The following is a 14,363-nucleotide window of genomic DNA, read 5'->3' as shown; positions in this document are numbered from 1 at the left end:
ACAGGTTGGGAAAAGCCTAGAGCCCGAAACGTCCCCAGTGGACACGTTCGTCCAGCACCGCCATAATTTCGCGGGATACGGCGCTTTTTCGACCGCCCAGACCAAGCAGGCTCTTGATGAAGCCCTTTTCACCTTCAACCCGGTTGAATTTGGTTTTTTCGCCGAATTTTTCTTTCATCACCGTCTGCAAGTCGCCGATGCCGTCGATGAGTCCCATCTTCTCGGCCTCGGTCCCGGTCCAGAATTTACCGGAGAACATAACCTTCTGGGTCCCCTTCAGCTTCTCGCCGCGACGTTCCTTGACCATATCCTTGAAGAAGGCATGAATTTCCTTCTGGATTTCCTTGAGGAATTTCACATCCTCATCCTTTTCCGGCTGGAACGGATCGAGAATGGATTTATTTTCCCCGGCCGTATAGACACGCCGGTCGACGCCCACCTTTTCAATAGCCTTGTCGAACCCGAAGCCGGCGGAAATCACACCGATGCTGCCGATGATAGAGGCGGCGCTGCCATAAATTTCTTCCCCGGCCAGGGCCAGCATGTAACCGCCGGATGCGGCCACATCCTCGGCAAAGGCATAAACCGGGATTTTCTTTTCTTCAGACAGTTTGCGGATACGGCGCATGATCAGTTCGCTCTGCACCGGGGAGCCGCCGGGGGAATTGATGGCCAGCGCCACCGCCTTCAGACCGTAAGCATCAAAGGCCGCGTCAATGCGTTTTTCAATTCCTGCCAGATTTAACGCCTCGCTGAACCTGCCCGATGTGCCGATCACCCCTTCCAGCGGCAGAACGGAGACCACCGGGGCGGCATCGCCAAGAAAAGGAATGGGAAGTTTTGCAAGAAGTTCTCTGGTTTTTTTGATCATTTTATATCCGTTTATTTTTCTGATTATTAATTTCGGGACATCTTACGCAATCGTGAGCTTTTGTCCATGTCTCAAAACCGCTTCGGCCCGGTCCGTATATCCGCCTTCGGATTTATGCACGACCAGCCCCCGTTTCAAGGCTAGCGGCGCCCGGCTGTCTTTCCGGGTCCGCACAATTACCCGCCCGGCATCGCCACAATCATCCGGCCAGACCGGAAAGACGACGACCTCTCCGGCCTTTCCCTGCAGCGCGGACAGGATATCGTCAAGACGGTCCGCCTTCTGGATCAGGCTCAGGTATCCCCTGGGCCTGACCATCTTAAGACAACAGGAAATCCAGTCCGCCAGGGACAGGTGACTGCCTGTATGGGCGAGCGCCCGGTTTTCCTGCGGCGAGGCGGTATGCATGCCCTTTTCATAATAGGGCGGATTGCTGACCACATGGTGATAGCTGTTTTTTTCGCAAGTCTCCGGCGGGGCCACAATATCCCCTTCAAAATATCTTATCCGGTCATCAAATCCGTTGAGTGCTGCATTTTCCCTGGCAAACAGCACATGCAGCGGCTGCAACTCGATCCCGTGCAGGGTCAGGTCCGAGGAATCGTCGCCAAGCCTGCCGGCCAGACAGGTCAGGATACCGCCGGTTCCCGCACCCACATCCAGGACCCGCTCACCCGGCTTTAGCTCAAGGCTTGCCGCCAGAAGAACTGTATCCATCGCCACACGATAGCCCCGGCGCGGCTGATGCAGCCGGACAATGCCGCCCAGAAAATCATCGGTTGTATGATCGATATCATTTAAGTCTGTCATGGCCTGTCTTTAGCGGATGTCATCACTAAAATCCACATCATCTGCAAGGCCGGCCTCTCGAATCAGCCTTTTCGCCTGCGCGACCGATTCAGGCGGCACCATGACCCGACGCGCGATTCCCTCAATACCGCCGCCAAACAGGCTTGCATGCCCGTCCAGAACGTAAAAATCCAGCCCGCCCCCGGCAAACAGCGCGGAAACTCTTGTAATCAGCACCAGATTGTCAGACGAAAAAAGTTCTTTCACGTGAAATTGACCTCAAAAAAGACATATTCGACCGGTTGTCCCTTGACCTTGCTGCCCGGCAATGACTATTTTGCCCCGGTACAAACGCGTCAGGCCTGAACGATAATACAAGCTTATCAGGAGAGTCTCGCATTTTCCACAGTCCGGACCGCCAGAAAGGCGTCCACCGCTGGAACCGGTTTACAGAAACACAGGGACATATCGTGGGTATAGTCGTAAACTTCGAAGAAGAGAAAAAGGGCGAAAGCGCACTTGCACGGCTGCAGAAGCTGGTCAAGGAAGATATGGACAAAGTCAACCAGACTATCGTCCATAACATGCAAAGCCCCGTTGCCCTGATCCCCCAGCTTGCCGGACATCTGATCGCCTCCGGCGGCAAGCGCCTTCGTCCCATGCTGACCCTCGCCTCATCCCGCCTGTGTGGCTACAAAGGTGACCGTCATGTGGACCTGTCCGCCTGTGTGGAATTCATCCATAGCGCCACCCTGCTGCATGACGATGTGGTCGACGAAAGCGACCTGCGCCGGGGCAAGGATACCGCCAACGCCGTCTGGGGTAATAAAGCCAGCGTTCTGGTCGGCGACTTCCTGTTCAGCCGGTCCTTCGAACTGATGGTGGCAGATGGCTCCCTTGAGGTACTCCGTATTCTGTCGAGGGCGTCAAGTGTCATTGCCGAAGGTGAAGTGTTACAGCTGATCACCGCCAACGACACCGACACCACCGAAGACAGCTATATGGAAGTGATCGCCGCCAAGACCGCTGCGCTGTTTGCCGCCGCCTGCGAAATCGGCGCGGTTATCGCCGAGCGCCCCTCGGCCGAACAGGAAGCGCTGCAGAGTTACGGCCGTAACCTGGGGATTATTTTCCAGCTTGTCGATGATGTGCTGGATTATTCCGCCGAACAGGAAAAGCTCGGCAAAAGCGTCGGCGACGACTTCCGCGAAGGTAAAATCACCCTGCCGATCGTGCTTGCCTTCCGGCGCGGCAGTGAGGAAGAACGCACTTTCTGGCGCCGGACCATGGAAGATCTGGAGCAGCAGGACGGCGATCTGGAAAAAGCCCTGGAACTGATCAGCAAACATAATGCCCTGAAGGACACCATAGAACGGGCCCGTCATTACGGCGCCATTGCCCGCGATGCCCTGGCCATTTTCCCCGACAATGAATATCGCCAGTCGCTGATCGATATCGTTGATTTCTGTATTGAGCGGGCCTACTAGGCCTCTGAGGACAACAGCCTGATCATCTCGTCAAGATCCTGAAGCCGCTTCAGATCGCGGAACATATCGTCTGCCTGCGGATATTGCAGCCGCAGGTAAGTGAACCATTGCTTGACACGTGACGGCAGAAATCCCTCCCGCCGGTCAGGGCGTTCGGTCCCGGCATAACGGATCAGGAGTTTTCGCACCTCGTCCCACGTCATGGGCGCCTCGCCCTCCCCGATCATCCGGCTCAGATTGGGCAGTGCAAGGGCGCCGCGCCCGATCATAATATCATCACAGCCGCTTTCCCGGCGGCATTCCAGCGCATCCTCCGTCGACCAGATTTCCCCGTTGGCGACCACAGGAAGACTGACCTCGTCACAGATTTTCGCGATCCAGTGCCAGTGAGCCGGCGGTTTGTAGCCCTCCACTTTCGTGCGGGCATGGACTGTCAGCATGTCAGCGCCGGCACTTTCAATGGCCCGGGCATTGTCCAGAACCAGTGACTTGTCCTCATATCCCAGCCGCATTTTGACCGTAACCGGCTTGTCTGCAGGGACAGCCCCCCGCACCGCACTGATGATCCGGTAGAGTGTCTCCGGTTCCCTGAGCAGGATGGCGCCGCCCTTGCTTTTATTCACGGTTTTGGCCGGACAGCCGAAATTGAGATCCACGCCCGGCGAGCCCAGTTCCACCGCCCGCACGGCATTTTCCGCCATCCAGTCCGGGTCCTGACCCAAAAGCTGCACCCTGACGGGCGTGCCGGACGGGGTGACGCTGCCCGCTTTGAGTTCAGGACAAAACTTATAGAAAAGAGCCGGTTTATAGAGCTGCTGAGTGACCCGGATAAATTCAGTCACACAGAGATCGTAACTGCCGACCGACGTCAGCATGTCGCGCATCACATGATCCACCACGCCCTCCATGGGCGCGAGGAAGATTTTTCCAGCTGTGGAGGAGGTTTCACTCATCTCAGAAGGGAACCGGTGAGGTAAAGGTGATTTTTTCCTGCCGGACCGGATGAAACAGAGTCAGGCTGTGGGCATGCAGCTGCAGCCGGTCAGCCCTTTCCTGAACCTCTTCGCTGGCATAAAAGGGATCGCCAAGGATCGAATGACCCAGTTGCTGGCAATGGACCCGGAGCTGATGCGACCGCCCGGTCACCGGTTTCAGCTTCAGGCGGGTTACGCCATCTGCTTCCCGCTCCAGCACCCGCCAGCGTGTCAGCGCCTTTTTCCCCCGCTCGAAATCCACCATCTGCCGCGGCCGGTTGGGCCAGTCGCAGATCAGCGGCAGATCCACTTCTCCTTCATCCTCCGCCGGATGGCCCGCAACCCTTGCGATATAGGTCTTTTCCGTGCGGCGATGCTCAAACTGCCGCCCGATATGACCGTGGATATCCTTATTCAGCGCCATCACCAGAATTCCGGAAGTTTCCATATCCAGCCGGTGAATGGTCGTGGCCGTGGGAAAACGACTTTGCACCCGGCTTTCCAGGCAGTCCTTCAGGTGATCATGGCGTCCCGGCACGGACAGGAGGCCGCTCTGCTTGTCGAGCACAAGCAGATGGTCATCCTCATAAAGGATGTCCAGGTAAGGCTCCATCGGTGGTGCGTAATCGGGAAGCACAGTCATATCCTGAAATTATCGGCCGAAAATATCCGGCAGCGATATCACGTCAGGAGAAAAAATTCCAACAAATTGCTAATCATTCAGGGCAACCGGACGGAATGCCTCCAGAAGCTCCTGATCAATATGCCCGTCCCAGGTGGACATCATATTCATGGCCAGCCGCGGTGACATGGCCGGCTTGTAGGATCGTTTATCGGTCAGGCCGGAAAAAATATCGGCAATGGCAGTCATACGCGCATATCGGCTGAACTCATCTCCCTTCAGGCCATGCGGGTATCCCGATCCGTCGATTTTCTCGTGATGATGAACTGCCATATCGATAGTGATCTCATCCCAGCCCTGGGCCCTCAGCATTTCATCGCTGTATTCGGGATGTCGGCGCATGATTTCCCATTCTTCATCCGTCAGTTTGCCGGGTTTATCCAGAAGTTCCAGCGGCGTCCGGGCCTTGCCGATATCATGCAGCATGCCGCCGGTGGCCAATTGTTGCAGTTCCTCGCCTTTCATCCCCAGCACCAGGCCAAAAGAGATCAGGTAACCGCAAACCATCATGCAGTGACGATAAGTATAGTTGTGATGGTTTTTGATCGCCCCCATCCAGTCGGAAAGCCCCTCCCTCGACGTTGCTTCGATAATCATGTCGCAACTGTTTTTCACATCGCGGGAAGACAGTGGCAAGCCGAGACGGGCACTGTCGAATGTATCTTCCACCACCTTGAGACTGACCTTTAAAGCGGCTGACTGGGTGGAACTGAGCCGGGACCATTTCTTTTCCATTTCCCGATCAAGGATAATTTTAAGCCTCTCCTCGAATTTTTCATCCTCACAGGGAAAAACCCAGAAATCGGTGGCGCCCAGCACATTGGCCTGCACCACCTGTTTGCGATTCAGTTCCTTGAGAAGAAAAAGGACAGGAATATTGGGACGGGCCGGATTGAGGATATTTTCCTTGAGAATTTTCAGGTGATCCGGCCGCGCGAGATCCGCCTGCACAATGATCATGTTCGTCCCGTCAAAGACATTCATGGTAAAACCCAGAATGTCATGCTCTTCGGAGAAATGATATTTCCGGCATATCTTGAAATAGGACGGTTGCGGCTCGTCCAGATCCCTTAAAATCACAATCCTTCGATTGGCTGACATAATCCCTCTGCTTTTTGCACCCGCGAATCTGGTCAACGGCTCTCATTTCCCACTGGTTGGCACAAACAGTAGGCAATACAGATTAGAAAATGGTAAACAAATATCAATAATAGGAAATTATTTCGATAGCTCAGCTCTCGCTTGCCTTCCGGATAACCTTATGCAGCCGGCGCAGGAACCAGAAAACCCCAAAAATCACGATTGGCGCAGCAGCAGCCGTGACAATATAGGGATCAATCGACGGCAGTATTTCCTGGCCGCCCCGGGCGAGGTAATTGATAATCCCCAGGGCATAATAGCTGATGGCGACCACAGACAGCCCCTCGACCGTCTGCTGCAGGCGCAGTTGCAGCCGGGCCCGGCGGTCCATACTTTCAAGCAACTGCTTGTTCTGGGCCTGCAGGGTGGTATTGATCCGGGTCTGCAACAGGGTGCTCGCCCGATTCACCCGACGGGACAGGTTCGCAATCCGGTCTTCCATGCTGACACAGGTCCGCATGGCCGGCGCAATGCGCCTCTCGAGGAAACTTGAAATGGTCTGGAAGCCCTTCAGCGGTTCTTCCCGGATATTCTCGATACGTTTTTCCACCAGGGCGTAATAGGCTTTCGACGCATTGAAACGATAGGTGCTGCCGGCGGAAAGATGTTCCACCCTGGCCGCCATTCTGGTCAAACGGTCGAGAATTTCGTGTTCGCGGGCCGGGTCATCCACGCTCATCATCTGCTGCACCACATCGGCCAGTTCCTGTTCGATCTCCCGCGTGGCCTTTGAAATCTCGCCGGTGAGCGGCACGGCCAGCATGGCCATCATACGGTAGGTCTCAATCTCCAGAAGACGCTGAACCAGCCGCCCGGCCTGAGTTTCGGACATGCCGGAATCATTAACCAGAATACGACAGAAACCGTCACCGTGAATGTGGAAATCCGTCCAGACCTGAGCGCCGATACTGCCTGCCAGGGCACCAAGGACCATATTGGCACCGAAAATTTCCTCCAGCATCTCCCGTTGATCATTCTCGCTTTCCGGCACCTTGCCCAGATACAAATGAACACCGACAAGAAGCTGGCCGGGAATGGATTTCAGCCATTCCTCCGGAACCACCGACAGGGCCGTATCGAGGAAAGGATTCCTCCCCATGCCCTTGCGCAGGAAAGTATAGCTGCAGAACTCCGTATGCCGTTCCCATTTGAGCCTGAAGGTCCCGAAATCAATGATCTGATGACTGCAGTCGGCGGGAGGTGTCGGGAGGTTATAGTGACGGCACAAAGCGGCCAGATGCTCCAGATCCGCATTGCGTCCGGCCTCTCCCGTCAGAATGGCCATATGGCAGCAACGTGCCGGGCTGCCGACCTGAATGAAGGGACGGCTGTGCACCTCGTTGTTGAGAATATGTCTGGTCGGGAATTCACTCATGAGGCACGGTGTTACCCGTGCCGGGCCTGCTGCGTTTTTTTCCTGCTCTGCCATTTTCCGATCCCGGTGTTAGAAATTATATACCGGTTGCCACCTTGGGCGCAGCATGCCCCAAAATGAAATGGCTCTCAACTGTTTCGTCTGTAACCCGCGCTTTTTTATAACCGGACTAGCTGGCAGACAGCGCCTGCTCCACATCCTCAAGAATATCCTCAATGTCTTCAAGGCCCGCAGAAATCCGCACCAGGCCGTCACTGATCCCGTATTGGGCGCGCTCTTCCGGGCTGTATGTGGAATGAGTCATGCTGGCCGGATGCTGCACCATGGTTTCAGCATCGCCAAGACTTACTGCAATACGGCAGAGCTTGAGGCTATTGAGGAAATTAATTCCGGCTTCCATGCCGCCATCCAGCTCAAATGCAATCATGCCGCCGGGCTGGGCCATCTGCTTTTGGGCCACATCATGTCCTTCAAAGGACGTGAGCCCCGGATAAAAAACCTTGCTGACTGTGTTTCGGCTTTCCAGAAAATCAGCAATACGGGTGGCATTCTCGCAATGCCGGTCCATGCGCAACGTCAGGGTCTTGAGCCCCCTGTTGATCAGGAAGGCATTCATGGGCGACAGAACAGCACCGGTCATATCCTTCATGCCGACCATACGAATTTCGTCAATGGTTTCCCTGTCCCCCATAATGGCGCCGGCCATCAGGTCGCCATGACCGCCCAGGTATTTGGTTGCCGAATGAAGGACCAGGAACGCGCCCATGGCCAGCGGGTTCTGCAGATAAGGGGTGGCATAGGTGTTATCAACGATAACCCGAACGTCCTTTGCCGCGGCAATTTCACAAATGCGTTTAACATCGACAATCCGCATATTGGGATTGGCCGGCGTTTCGAAATAGACAAATTTCGTTTTCGGTCCGATTGCCTTTTCAAGCTCTTCCGGAACCGTCATGTCCACATGACGGACAGTAATCCCGAATTTGGACAGCCCGTGGCGGAAATAGGCAAAGGTGCAGCCATAAAGCGTTTTATCCACAAGCAGTTCATCGCCGGGCTCCAGCAGGGTCCAGAACACACAGCTAATCGCCCCCATCCCCGATCCGGTGGTCAGACAGGCCTCGGCGCCTTCCAGAACGGCAAGTTTTTCTTCCAACTGGTTAAGAGTGGGATTACCGAGACGAGTGTAGATAAACCCTTCCTGTTCCCCGGCAAAACGGGCGCCGCCCTGTTCGGCAGTTTCAAACTCAAAAGTGGACGTCATATAGATCGGCTGGGTCAGGGTGCCGTAGGGGTCCAGGGATGGTTGCGGCGCGTGGATAGCCCGGGTGGCAAATCCCCGCCGGGAGTGTCCGGCAGCAAAATTATCCCTTTTCATGTCTTCCACAGCCATATACGCTCTCCTGAAACCAGTATTTAAATCACATTACTGAATCGTAGGTTAGCCCGATCATCAAAAGCAAGGTTATTGACGGGGTGGTTGACAACTATAATATGAAGCCATGAAAATCAGGTAAATAACGAAATAAAAAGTCCCGCAATGCTGAAATTCGATAAAAACTTTTCCCCTGACTATGGGAACCCTGTTTCCCTCAGCCCCCTGATCCGGCGAATCGTCGCCCAGAACCCGTCGCCTTTCACCTTTCACGGGACCGGCACCTATATTGTGGGCCCGGAAGATGGGTCCTCTCCCCTCGCCATCATCGACCCGGGACCGGCCATGCCAAGCCACCTGCATGCCCTGGAAAAACACCTGAACGGACGACAGGTCAGCCATATTTTCATCACCCACAACCATATGGACCACAGCCCGGCCGCCCATCCCCTGCAGCAGATCACCGGTGCTGATATCTACGCTTTTCCGGTGGACGGTCAGACCTGGTCCGACAACCACACCGAAGAAGGCCTGGATAAGGAGTTCCGGCCGGACCATGAACTTGCCGACGGGGAAATCATTCATGGAGATGGATGGACCATCGAAGCCGTGCACACGCCAGGCCACCTCTCCAATCACCTGTGTTTCGCCCTGCACGAGGAAAAATCCCTGTTTTCTGGCGATCATGTGATGGGCTGGTCCACCTCGGTGGTCAGTCCGCCGGACGGCCATATGGGTGATTACCTGCAAAGTCTTGAGCAGCTTCTGGTCCGCGATGATGAAATCTATTATCCCACCCACGGCAATCCGATCCCCGATCCGCGCCAGTTCGTCGAGGGACTGATCGATCATCGCAAACAGCGCGAGGAACAAATCCTCAAGGTCATCAGATCCGGTGCACAAAAGATCCCGGATATGGTAGAAATAATATATGCAGAGGTCCCAAGTTACCTGCATCCTGCCGCAGCGCGGTCTGTTCTGGCCCACCTGATTCACATGGCGGAAACAAAGCGCGTGAAATGTGACGGGGAAGCCGAGGTAAACAGCGTGTATGAGCTGATATAAAAGCAGATAAATGGAGAAACAAGAAAATGATCAAAACTGAAACTATCACCTATGACGGCCCCGGCGGCACCTATGAAGGCACCATCAGTTATGATGATTCCCTGGACGGTCCCCGCCCCGGTGTTCTTGTCTGTCACGCCTGGATGGGCCAGGGTCCGTTTGAAACAGAGCAGGCTGAAAAACTTGCAAAACTGGGCTATGTTGGTTTTGCTCTCGACGTTTACGGCAAGGGTGTACGGGCAAGCGACGCGGGCAAGGCTGCTGAACTGATGAACCAGGTTGCATCCGATCACGATGTGCTGCTGTCCCGCCTTCACTATGCTCTCGAGCTTCTGAAGGAACACCCGCTTGTGGATGGAAGCAACACTGCCGCTATCGGTTATTGTTTCGGCGGCAAATGCGTTCTTGATCTGGCGCGAAGCGGGGCGGCAACCAATGGCGTGGTTAGCTTCCACGGCATCCTCGGCGCCCCGGCAGGTGCGGAAGAACCGTCAATTAACGCCAAGGTGCTTGCCCTGCACGGCTGGGACGACCCCATGGCGACACCTGAACAGGCAACAGCCTTCGCCAGGGAAATGACCGACCGCGGTGCCGACTGGCAGCTGCATGCATATGGAAACACGGTTCACGCCTTTACCCTGCCGACAGCCAATGATCTTGAACATGGCATTGCCTATCAGCCAGATGCCGCCCGTCGGTCCTGGCAGGCTATGGAAAATTTCCTGGCGGAAGTTTTCTAGCCCTAGAACCCGAAAATTCTGTAAACACAAGTCTATGCGGGGCAAAATTATCCAATGTCCCGCATGGATTTATTTCAGAGTTTTACAACCACGTAAGATAGATTAGGATAGCCGGAAATACCGAAGCTACGGAGTGCAAATGTCTTCATTATTTACAAAAATACTGAAACCGTCCGGCTGGGCCTCTTCCTGGCTTATTGGAATAGTTTTTGTCGCCATTATTCTGATCGGTTCTTTGGGCTACCTCGCACCTCTCAAGGAATTCCTCGAAAGACCGGAATTCGTCTTCTCTGCCGGCAGCTATACCATCTCTGTCTATATGGTTCTCAAGGCTATTGTAATCCTGTTTGTTATTTTCTGGGTGACGGCCGCCCTGTCTGGATTTGGGGAAAAACGCATAAGCGCCTTGCACAATTTTGGCGCAAGTTCACGAACTCTCCTTATCAAAGTATTCCAGACCGGCCTGTATTTCCTGGCCTTCCTCCTCGCCATGGACATTATTGGAATTAATCTGTCAGTTCTGACCGTACTCGGCGGAGCGATTGGTATCGGCATTGGATTTGGCCTGCAAAAAATCACTTCCAACTTCATCAGCGGTATCATTTTGCTATCGGAAAAATCGATCGAAAAGGACGATCTTGTCGAAATTGGCGACGGCGTTGCCGGTTTTGTGCGCCAGACCTTTGCGCGTTATACTCTAGTCGAGACCTTTGACGGCAAGGAAGTTATGATCCCCAACGAAGATTTCATCACCAGCAGGGTCACTAACTGGACGTACAGTAACTCAAGCGGGCGCGTCGAGATCAGAGTCGGTGTATCCTACAAATCCGATCTTCACCTGACACGACAGTTAATGCTCGACGCCGCCAGAGAACATCCCGACTGCCAGAAGTCTCCTGAACCGGCATGTTTCCTGCAGGAATTCGCCGACAGCAGCGTCAATTTTGTCCTGTACTTCTGGGTGGCGGATATCACCACAGGCCGCCTCAAACCAAAAAGCGAAGTCATGTATGCCATCTGGGACAAGTTCCATGCCAATAATATTGAAATACCGTTCCCGCAACGGGACGTTCACCTGATTGGATCCAGTGATGTCGCAAAATGATTTTATCCTGCATCAGGTGGAATGGGATCTGCCGCCGGCAGAAGGAGAAGCGTCAACTGCTAACCAAAAACTGTCCTGGTTCCACCTTGACGCCCGCAATCCCAAGACCATGCAATGGCTGACTGACCGGCCCTCGGTGGATGAACTGACTGCAGACATTCTTTGCGCAGAGGAAACTCGTCCCAGATATCTTGATATGACCAATGGCGTTCTGCTGATCCTGCGCGGGGTAAACCTCAATGAAAACGCCGACCCCGAGGATATGATCTCGATCCGCCTGTATGTGGACCGAAACCAGATCATTTCCTGCCAATTGCGCAGCCTCAAGACAATATCAGACCTGCAAGCAAGGTTTCCGGCTGGCAATGGCCCCCAGTCCTCCGCCCAGTTCCTGGCGCATATGATCAGAACGCTTGGAGACCGGATGTCCAATACACTAAGTCATCTGGCGGATATTATCGATGAACTGGAAGCGGAGATTATTGAAGCCCCCGAACACCGATTGCGCAACAAGGTGATCCACCTGCGCAAACAGGCGATTGCCTTTCGGCGCTATCTGGCCCCACAAAAAGATGCCCTCGCCCGACTGCTCGGAAATGACAGTCAGCTTTTTTCAGTACGGGACAGGCGCCGTTTCCAGGAAGGCTATGACCAGACGTTCCGATATCTGGAGGATCTGGATGCCATTCGGGAACGTTGCCAGGTTATCCAGGATGAACTCTCCAACGCCCTGGCGGAAAAGCTCAACAGCAAGCTATATCTCCTATCCCTGATTACCGGCATTTTTCTGCCGCTTGGTTTTCTAACCGGTCTGTTCGGCATCAATATCGGCGGCATGCCCGGCGTCGAAAATGGCACTGCCTTCTGGACCTTCCTGTTCGGTCTCGGCGGAATATTTATCATCCAATTGGTTCTGTTCAAACTGTTCAAATGGTTCTGAAAGTTATCTTTCAGAGCGATTCGGTTTCAGTGAGGCAGAACTGCAACTTAATCGTTCCTGTTAACCATAATTCTAGTCTATTTATATAAGGTTCTTCTTTAAAATCCTGTTTTTTAAGAAAATTTCTTGATTTTTTGGAAGAAGTATTCGCATGTAAGGTTAAATAAGCATATAGTTTTGTCAAATACATCTGACTAAAGTGAGTACCAAAATGACCGAGCTAAACCTTCACGGGTTTGCTTCCGAAAGTCAGAGGCAACTGTTCAAATACTGGACAAACATACGCAGGGGCAGGGTTATGCCACACAGGGCAGACCTGGAACCCCGGCACATAAAAAGGCTGCTCCCTTTCATATGCATGTATGACGTATTGAGAGAGCAAAACAACGGAAGACCAAACTTTAAATTTCGTGCCCGACTTGTGGGAACGAATATTGTCGACACTGTTGGGAAGGACTTCACCGGAAAAATATTTTGCGGCACCTCCCCGGAAGCACCAGCTGGATTATCCGGTGCTGAAAAAGTATTTGCCGATGTGGTGGATACCGATAAACCGGTTTATGGAGAGTCTTTCATGGACTGGCCCCACAAGAAGCACTTCCGCTATTCTTTTCTCGCGATGCCCCTGAATGTTGACCGACAAACGGAACACACAGATATTATTCTGCTCGGCCTGCATTTCTACAGTTACGCTGAGGAATACACATATGTTCCAGACCATTTATTACCTTGCCAAGCTTGAAAGCAGCCGTTAAACCACCATCTGTAAGAGGCTGTTAAATCAAGCGGGGTGAAGCATGTCCATACCGTTAAATGTCCTGCCCAAAGGCGAGGCTAAAAAGTCCGATGAAGAGCTAATCGAAGAGATCAACCGTCTTCGCAAGGAAAAGAATGCCGTGATCCTGGCCCATTATTACCAGGACCCGAAAATTCAGGATCTTGCGGATTTTGTCGGTGACAGCCTTGATCTTTCCCGCAAGGCGGCTGCTACTGATGCGGACGTGATCGTCTTCTGTGGTGTACGCTTTATGGCCGAGGTGGCCAAAATCCTGAGCCCTGACAAGAAAGTGGTCCTTCCGGACATGGAAGCCGGCTGTTCCCTCGAGGACAGTTGCCCACCGGAAGATTTCGCCAAATTCAGGGCCAAATATCCGGATCACCTGTGCCTGACCTATATCAACTGCTCCGCTGCGGTAAAGACCCTGTCCGACATCATCGTGACCTCTTCCAATGCGGAATATATCATCAACCAGATCCCTGAGGACCAGCCCCTGATCCTGGCGCCGGACCAGCACCTGGGCGCCTATCTGGCCAAGAAAACAGGCCGCGAAATGGTGCTGTGGCCGGGAAGCTGTATCGTTCACGAACGTTTTTCCGAACAGGAACTGATCAAGTTGAAGGCGGAATATCCGGACGCGCCTGTTGCTGCCCATCCGGAATGCCCCGAGCATATCCTGCGTCATGCCGACCATGTGGGATCGACCTCCTCGATCCTTAAATATGTTCTGGAAAATGACGCCGACAAATTCATCATCGCCACGGAACCGCATATCATCCACCAGATGGAAAAAAATGCGCCGAACAAGACCTTTATCGGCGCCCCGGGCGCGGATGGCCAGTGCAACTGCAACGACTGCCCTTTCATGGCCCTGAATACCCTTGAAAAGCTGGTCGCCTGCATGGAAACCTTGAGCCCCGAGATCCAGGTGGACGAGGAAACCCGTCAGAAAGCCCTTGCCCCCCTGAACAGGATGCTGGAAATGTCGCCGCCGGTCCCCAAAGACCAGCGTCCGCCAACCTCCGGCAGGGCATATTGATTT

The 14,363-nt window shown here is 53.8% G+C and carries 15 protein-coding genes; 7 read left to right on the top strand and 8 right to left on the bottom strand.

What is annotated here, in order from left to right; genetic code table 11:
- Positions 1-16: 16 nt before the first annotated feature.
- From ACORNT_RS08615 to ACORNT_RS08605, 3 genes are read right to left on the bottom strand one after another with little or no spacing between them, the layout of a single operon-like run.
- Positions 17-871, bottom strand: coding sequence for a S49 family peptidase (locus ACORNT_RS08615; protein ID WP_321389221.1), 855 nt, complete (start codon positions 869-871; stop codon positions 17-19).
- A 42-nt stretch (positions 872-913) separates the two neighbouring features.
- Positions 914-1,681 carry a tRNA1(Val) (adenine(37)-N6)-methyltransferase gene (locus ACORNT_RS08610; RefSeq protein WP_321389220.1) on the bottom strand — a complete coding sequence of 256 codons (768 nt, stop codon included), beginning with the start codon at positions 1,679-1,681 and terminating at the stop codon, positions 914-916.
- A gap of 9 nt (positions 1,682-1,690) precedes the next feature.
- The gene (locus tag ACORNT_RS08605) at positions 1,691-1,927 is read right to left on the bottom strand and encodes a DUF2007 domain-containing protein (RefSeq protein WP_321389218.1); all 237 of its coding nucleotides are present in this window, start codon (positions 1,925-1,927) and stop codon (positions 1,691-1,693) included.
- A 203-nt stretch (positions 1,928-2,130) separates the two neighbouring features.
- Here ACORNT_RS08605 and ACORNT_RS08600 point away from each other — a divergent pair, with 203 nt between their 5' ends.
- Positions 2,131-3,147 (top strand): polyprenyl synthetase family protein, encoded by a 1,017-nt coding sequence (locus ACORNT_RS08600; RefSeq protein ID WP_321389217.1) that lies wholly within the window; start codon positions 2,131-2,133, stop codon positions 3,145-3,147.
- Here the strand turns inward: ACORNT_RS08600 and ACORNT_RS08595 are convergent.
- From ACORNT_RS08595 to megL, 5 genes are all read right to left on the bottom strand, one after another.
- Positions 3,144-4,100, bottom strand: coding sequence for a tRNA dihydrouridine synthase (locus ACORNT_RS08595; RefSeq protein WP_321389215.1), 957 nt, complete (start codon positions 4,098-4,100; stop codon positions 3,144-3,146). The two genes, ACORNT_RS08600 and ACORNT_RS08595, sit on opposite strands and share 4 nt — an antisense overlap.
- A 1-nt stretch (position 4,101) precedes the next feature.
- Positions 4,102-4,764 carry a pseudouridine synthase gene (locus ACORNT_RS08590; RefSeq protein WP_321389213.1) on the bottom strand — a complete coding sequence of 221 codons (663 nt, stop codon included), beginning with the start codon at positions 4,762-4,764 and terminating at the stop codon, positions 4,102-4,104.
- 69 nt (positions 4,765-4,833) lie between these two features.
- Complete coding sequence (locus ACORNT_RS08585) at positions 4,834-5,904, bottom strand: HD-GYP domain-containing protein (protein WP_321389212.1); 1,071 nt, start codon at positions 5,902-5,904, stop codon at positions 4,834-4,836.
- Between the two features lie 130 nt (positions 5,905-6,034).
- The gene (locus ACORNT_RS08580; RefSeq protein WP_321389210.1) at positions 6,035-7,372 is read right to left on the bottom strand and encodes a DUF3422 domain-containing protein; all 1,338 of its coding nucleotides are present in this window, start codon (positions 7,370-7,372) and stop codon (positions 6,035-6,037) included.
- A 115-nt stretch (positions 7,373-7,487) separates the two neighbouring features.
- Positions 7,488-8,711, bottom strand: coding sequence for a methionine gamma-lyase (megL, locus tag ACORNT_RS08575; RefSeq protein WP_321389208.1), 1,224 nt, complete (start codon positions 8,709-8,711; stop codon positions 7,488-7,490).
- 147 nt (positions 8,712-8,858) lie between these two features.
- Between megL and ACORNT_RS08570 the strand changes: the two genes are divergently transcribed.
- The 6 genes from ACORNT_RS08570 (at position 8,859) to nadA (ending at position 14,360) form a co-directional block, all read left to right on the top strand.
- The gene (locus tag ACORNT_RS08570; protein ID WP_321389206.1) at positions 8,859-9,758 is read left to right on the top strand and encodes an MBL fold metallo-hydrolase; all 900 of its coding nucleotides are present in this window, start codon (positions 8,859-8,861) and stop codon (positions 9,756-9,758) included.
- Between the two features lie 26 nt (positions 9,759-9,784).
- Complete coding sequence (locus tag ACORNT_RS08565; RefSeq protein ID WP_321389204.1) at positions 9,785-10,498, top strand: dienelactone hydrolase family protein; 714 nt, start codon at positions 9,785-9,787, stop codon at positions 10,496-10,498.
- Between the two features lie 139 nt (positions 10,499-10,637).
- Positions 10,638-11,603 carry a mechanosensitive ion channel family protein gene (locus tag ACORNT_RS08560; RefSeq protein WP_321389202.1) on the top strand — a complete coding sequence of 322 codons (966 nt, stop codon included), beginning with the start codon at positions 10,638-10,640 and terminating at the stop codon, positions 11,601-11,603.
- Positions 11,590-12,543, top strand: coding sequence for a zinc transporter ZntB (locus ACORNT_RS08555; RefSeq protein WP_321389201.1), 954 nt, complete (start codon positions 11,590-11,592; stop codon positions 12,541-12,543). Before ACORNT_RS08560 ends, ACORNT_RS08555 begins: the two co-directional genes overlap by 14 nt.
- Positions 12,544-12,754: 211 nt before the next feature.
- On the top strand, positions 12,755-13,285 hold the full coding sequence (locus tag ACORNT_RS08550; protein ID WP_321389199.1) for a PAS domain-containing protein: 531 nt from the start codon (positions 12,755-12,757) through the stop codon (positions 13,283-13,285).
- Positions 13,286-13,340: 55 nt separating this feature from the next.
- On the top strand, positions 13,341-14,360 hold the full coding sequence (nadA, locus tag ACORNT_RS08545) for a quinolinate synthase NadA (RefSeq protein WP_321389197.1): 1,020 nt from the start codon (positions 13,341-13,343) through the stop codon (positions 14,358-14,360).
- Positions 14,361-14,363 lie beyond the last annotated feature (3 nt).

This window comes from Emcibacter sp. (assembly GCF_963675455.1).
In the GTDB taxonomy this organism is placed as follows: domain Bacteria; phylum Pseudomonadota; class Alphaproteobacteria; order Sphingomonadales; family Emcibacteraceae; genus Emcibacter.
This window is presented reverse-complemented; position numbering and strand designations above follow the sequence as displayed.

What these genes read in the sequence shown, in the direction of transcription:
- ACORNT_RS08615 (WP_321389221.1), bottom strand. Translation starts at nt 871, where the DNA reads ATGATCAAAAAAACCAGAGAACTTCTTGCAAAACTTCCCATTCCTTTT.
- ACORNT_RS08610 (WP_321389220.1), bottom strand. Translation starts at nt 1,681, where the DNA reads ATGACAGACTTAAATGATATCGATCATACAACCGATGATTTTCTGGGC.
- ACORNT_RS08595 (WP_321389215.1), bottom strand. Translation starts at nt 4,100, where the DNA reads ATGAGTGAAACCTCCTCCACAGCTGGAAAAATCTTCCTCGCGCCCATG.
- ACORNT_RS08590 (WP_321389213.1), bottom strand. Translation starts at nt 4,764, where the DNA reads ATGACTGTGCTTCCCGATTACGCACCACCGATGGAGCCTTACCTGGAC.
- ACORNT_RS08585 (WP_321389212.1), bottom strand. Translation starts at nt 5,904, where the DNA reads ATGTCAGCCAATCGAAGGATTGTGATTTTAAGGGATCTGGACGAGCCG.
- ACORNT_RS08580 (WP_321389210.1), bottom strand. Translation starts at nt 7,372, where the DNA reads ATGGCAGAGCAGGAAAAAAACGCAGCAGGCCCGGCACGGGTAACACCG.
- megL (WP_321389208.1), bottom strand. Translation starts at nt 8,711, where the DNA reads ATGGCTGTGGAAGACATGAAAAGGGATAATTTTGCTGCCGGACACTCC.
- ACORNT_RS08570 (WP_321389206.1), top strand. Translation starts at nt 8,859, where the DNA reads ATGCTGAAATTCGATAAAAACTTTTCCCCTGACTATGGGAACCCTGTT.
- ACORNT_RS08565 (WP_321389204.1), top strand. Translation starts at nt 9,785, where the DNA reads ATGATCAAAACTGAAACTATCACCTATGACGGCCCCGGCGGCACCTAT.
- ACORNT_RS08560 (WP_321389202.1), top strand. Translation starts at nt 10,638, where the DNA reads ATGTCTTCATTATTTACAAAAATACTGAAACCGTCCGGCTGGGCCTCT.
- ACORNT_RS08555 (WP_321389201.1), top strand. Translation starts at nt 11,590, where the DNA reads ATGTCGCAAAATGATTTTATCCTGCATCAGGTGGAATGGGATCTGCCG.
- ACORNT_RS08550 (WP_321389199.1), top strand. Translation starts at nt 12,755, where the DNA reads ATGACCGAGCTAAACCTTCACGGGTTTGCTTCCGAAAGTCAGAGGCAA.
- nadA (WP_321389197.1), top strand. Translation starts at nt 13,341, where the DNA reads ATGTCCATACCGTTAAATGTCCTGCCCAAAGGCGAGGCTAAAAAGTCC.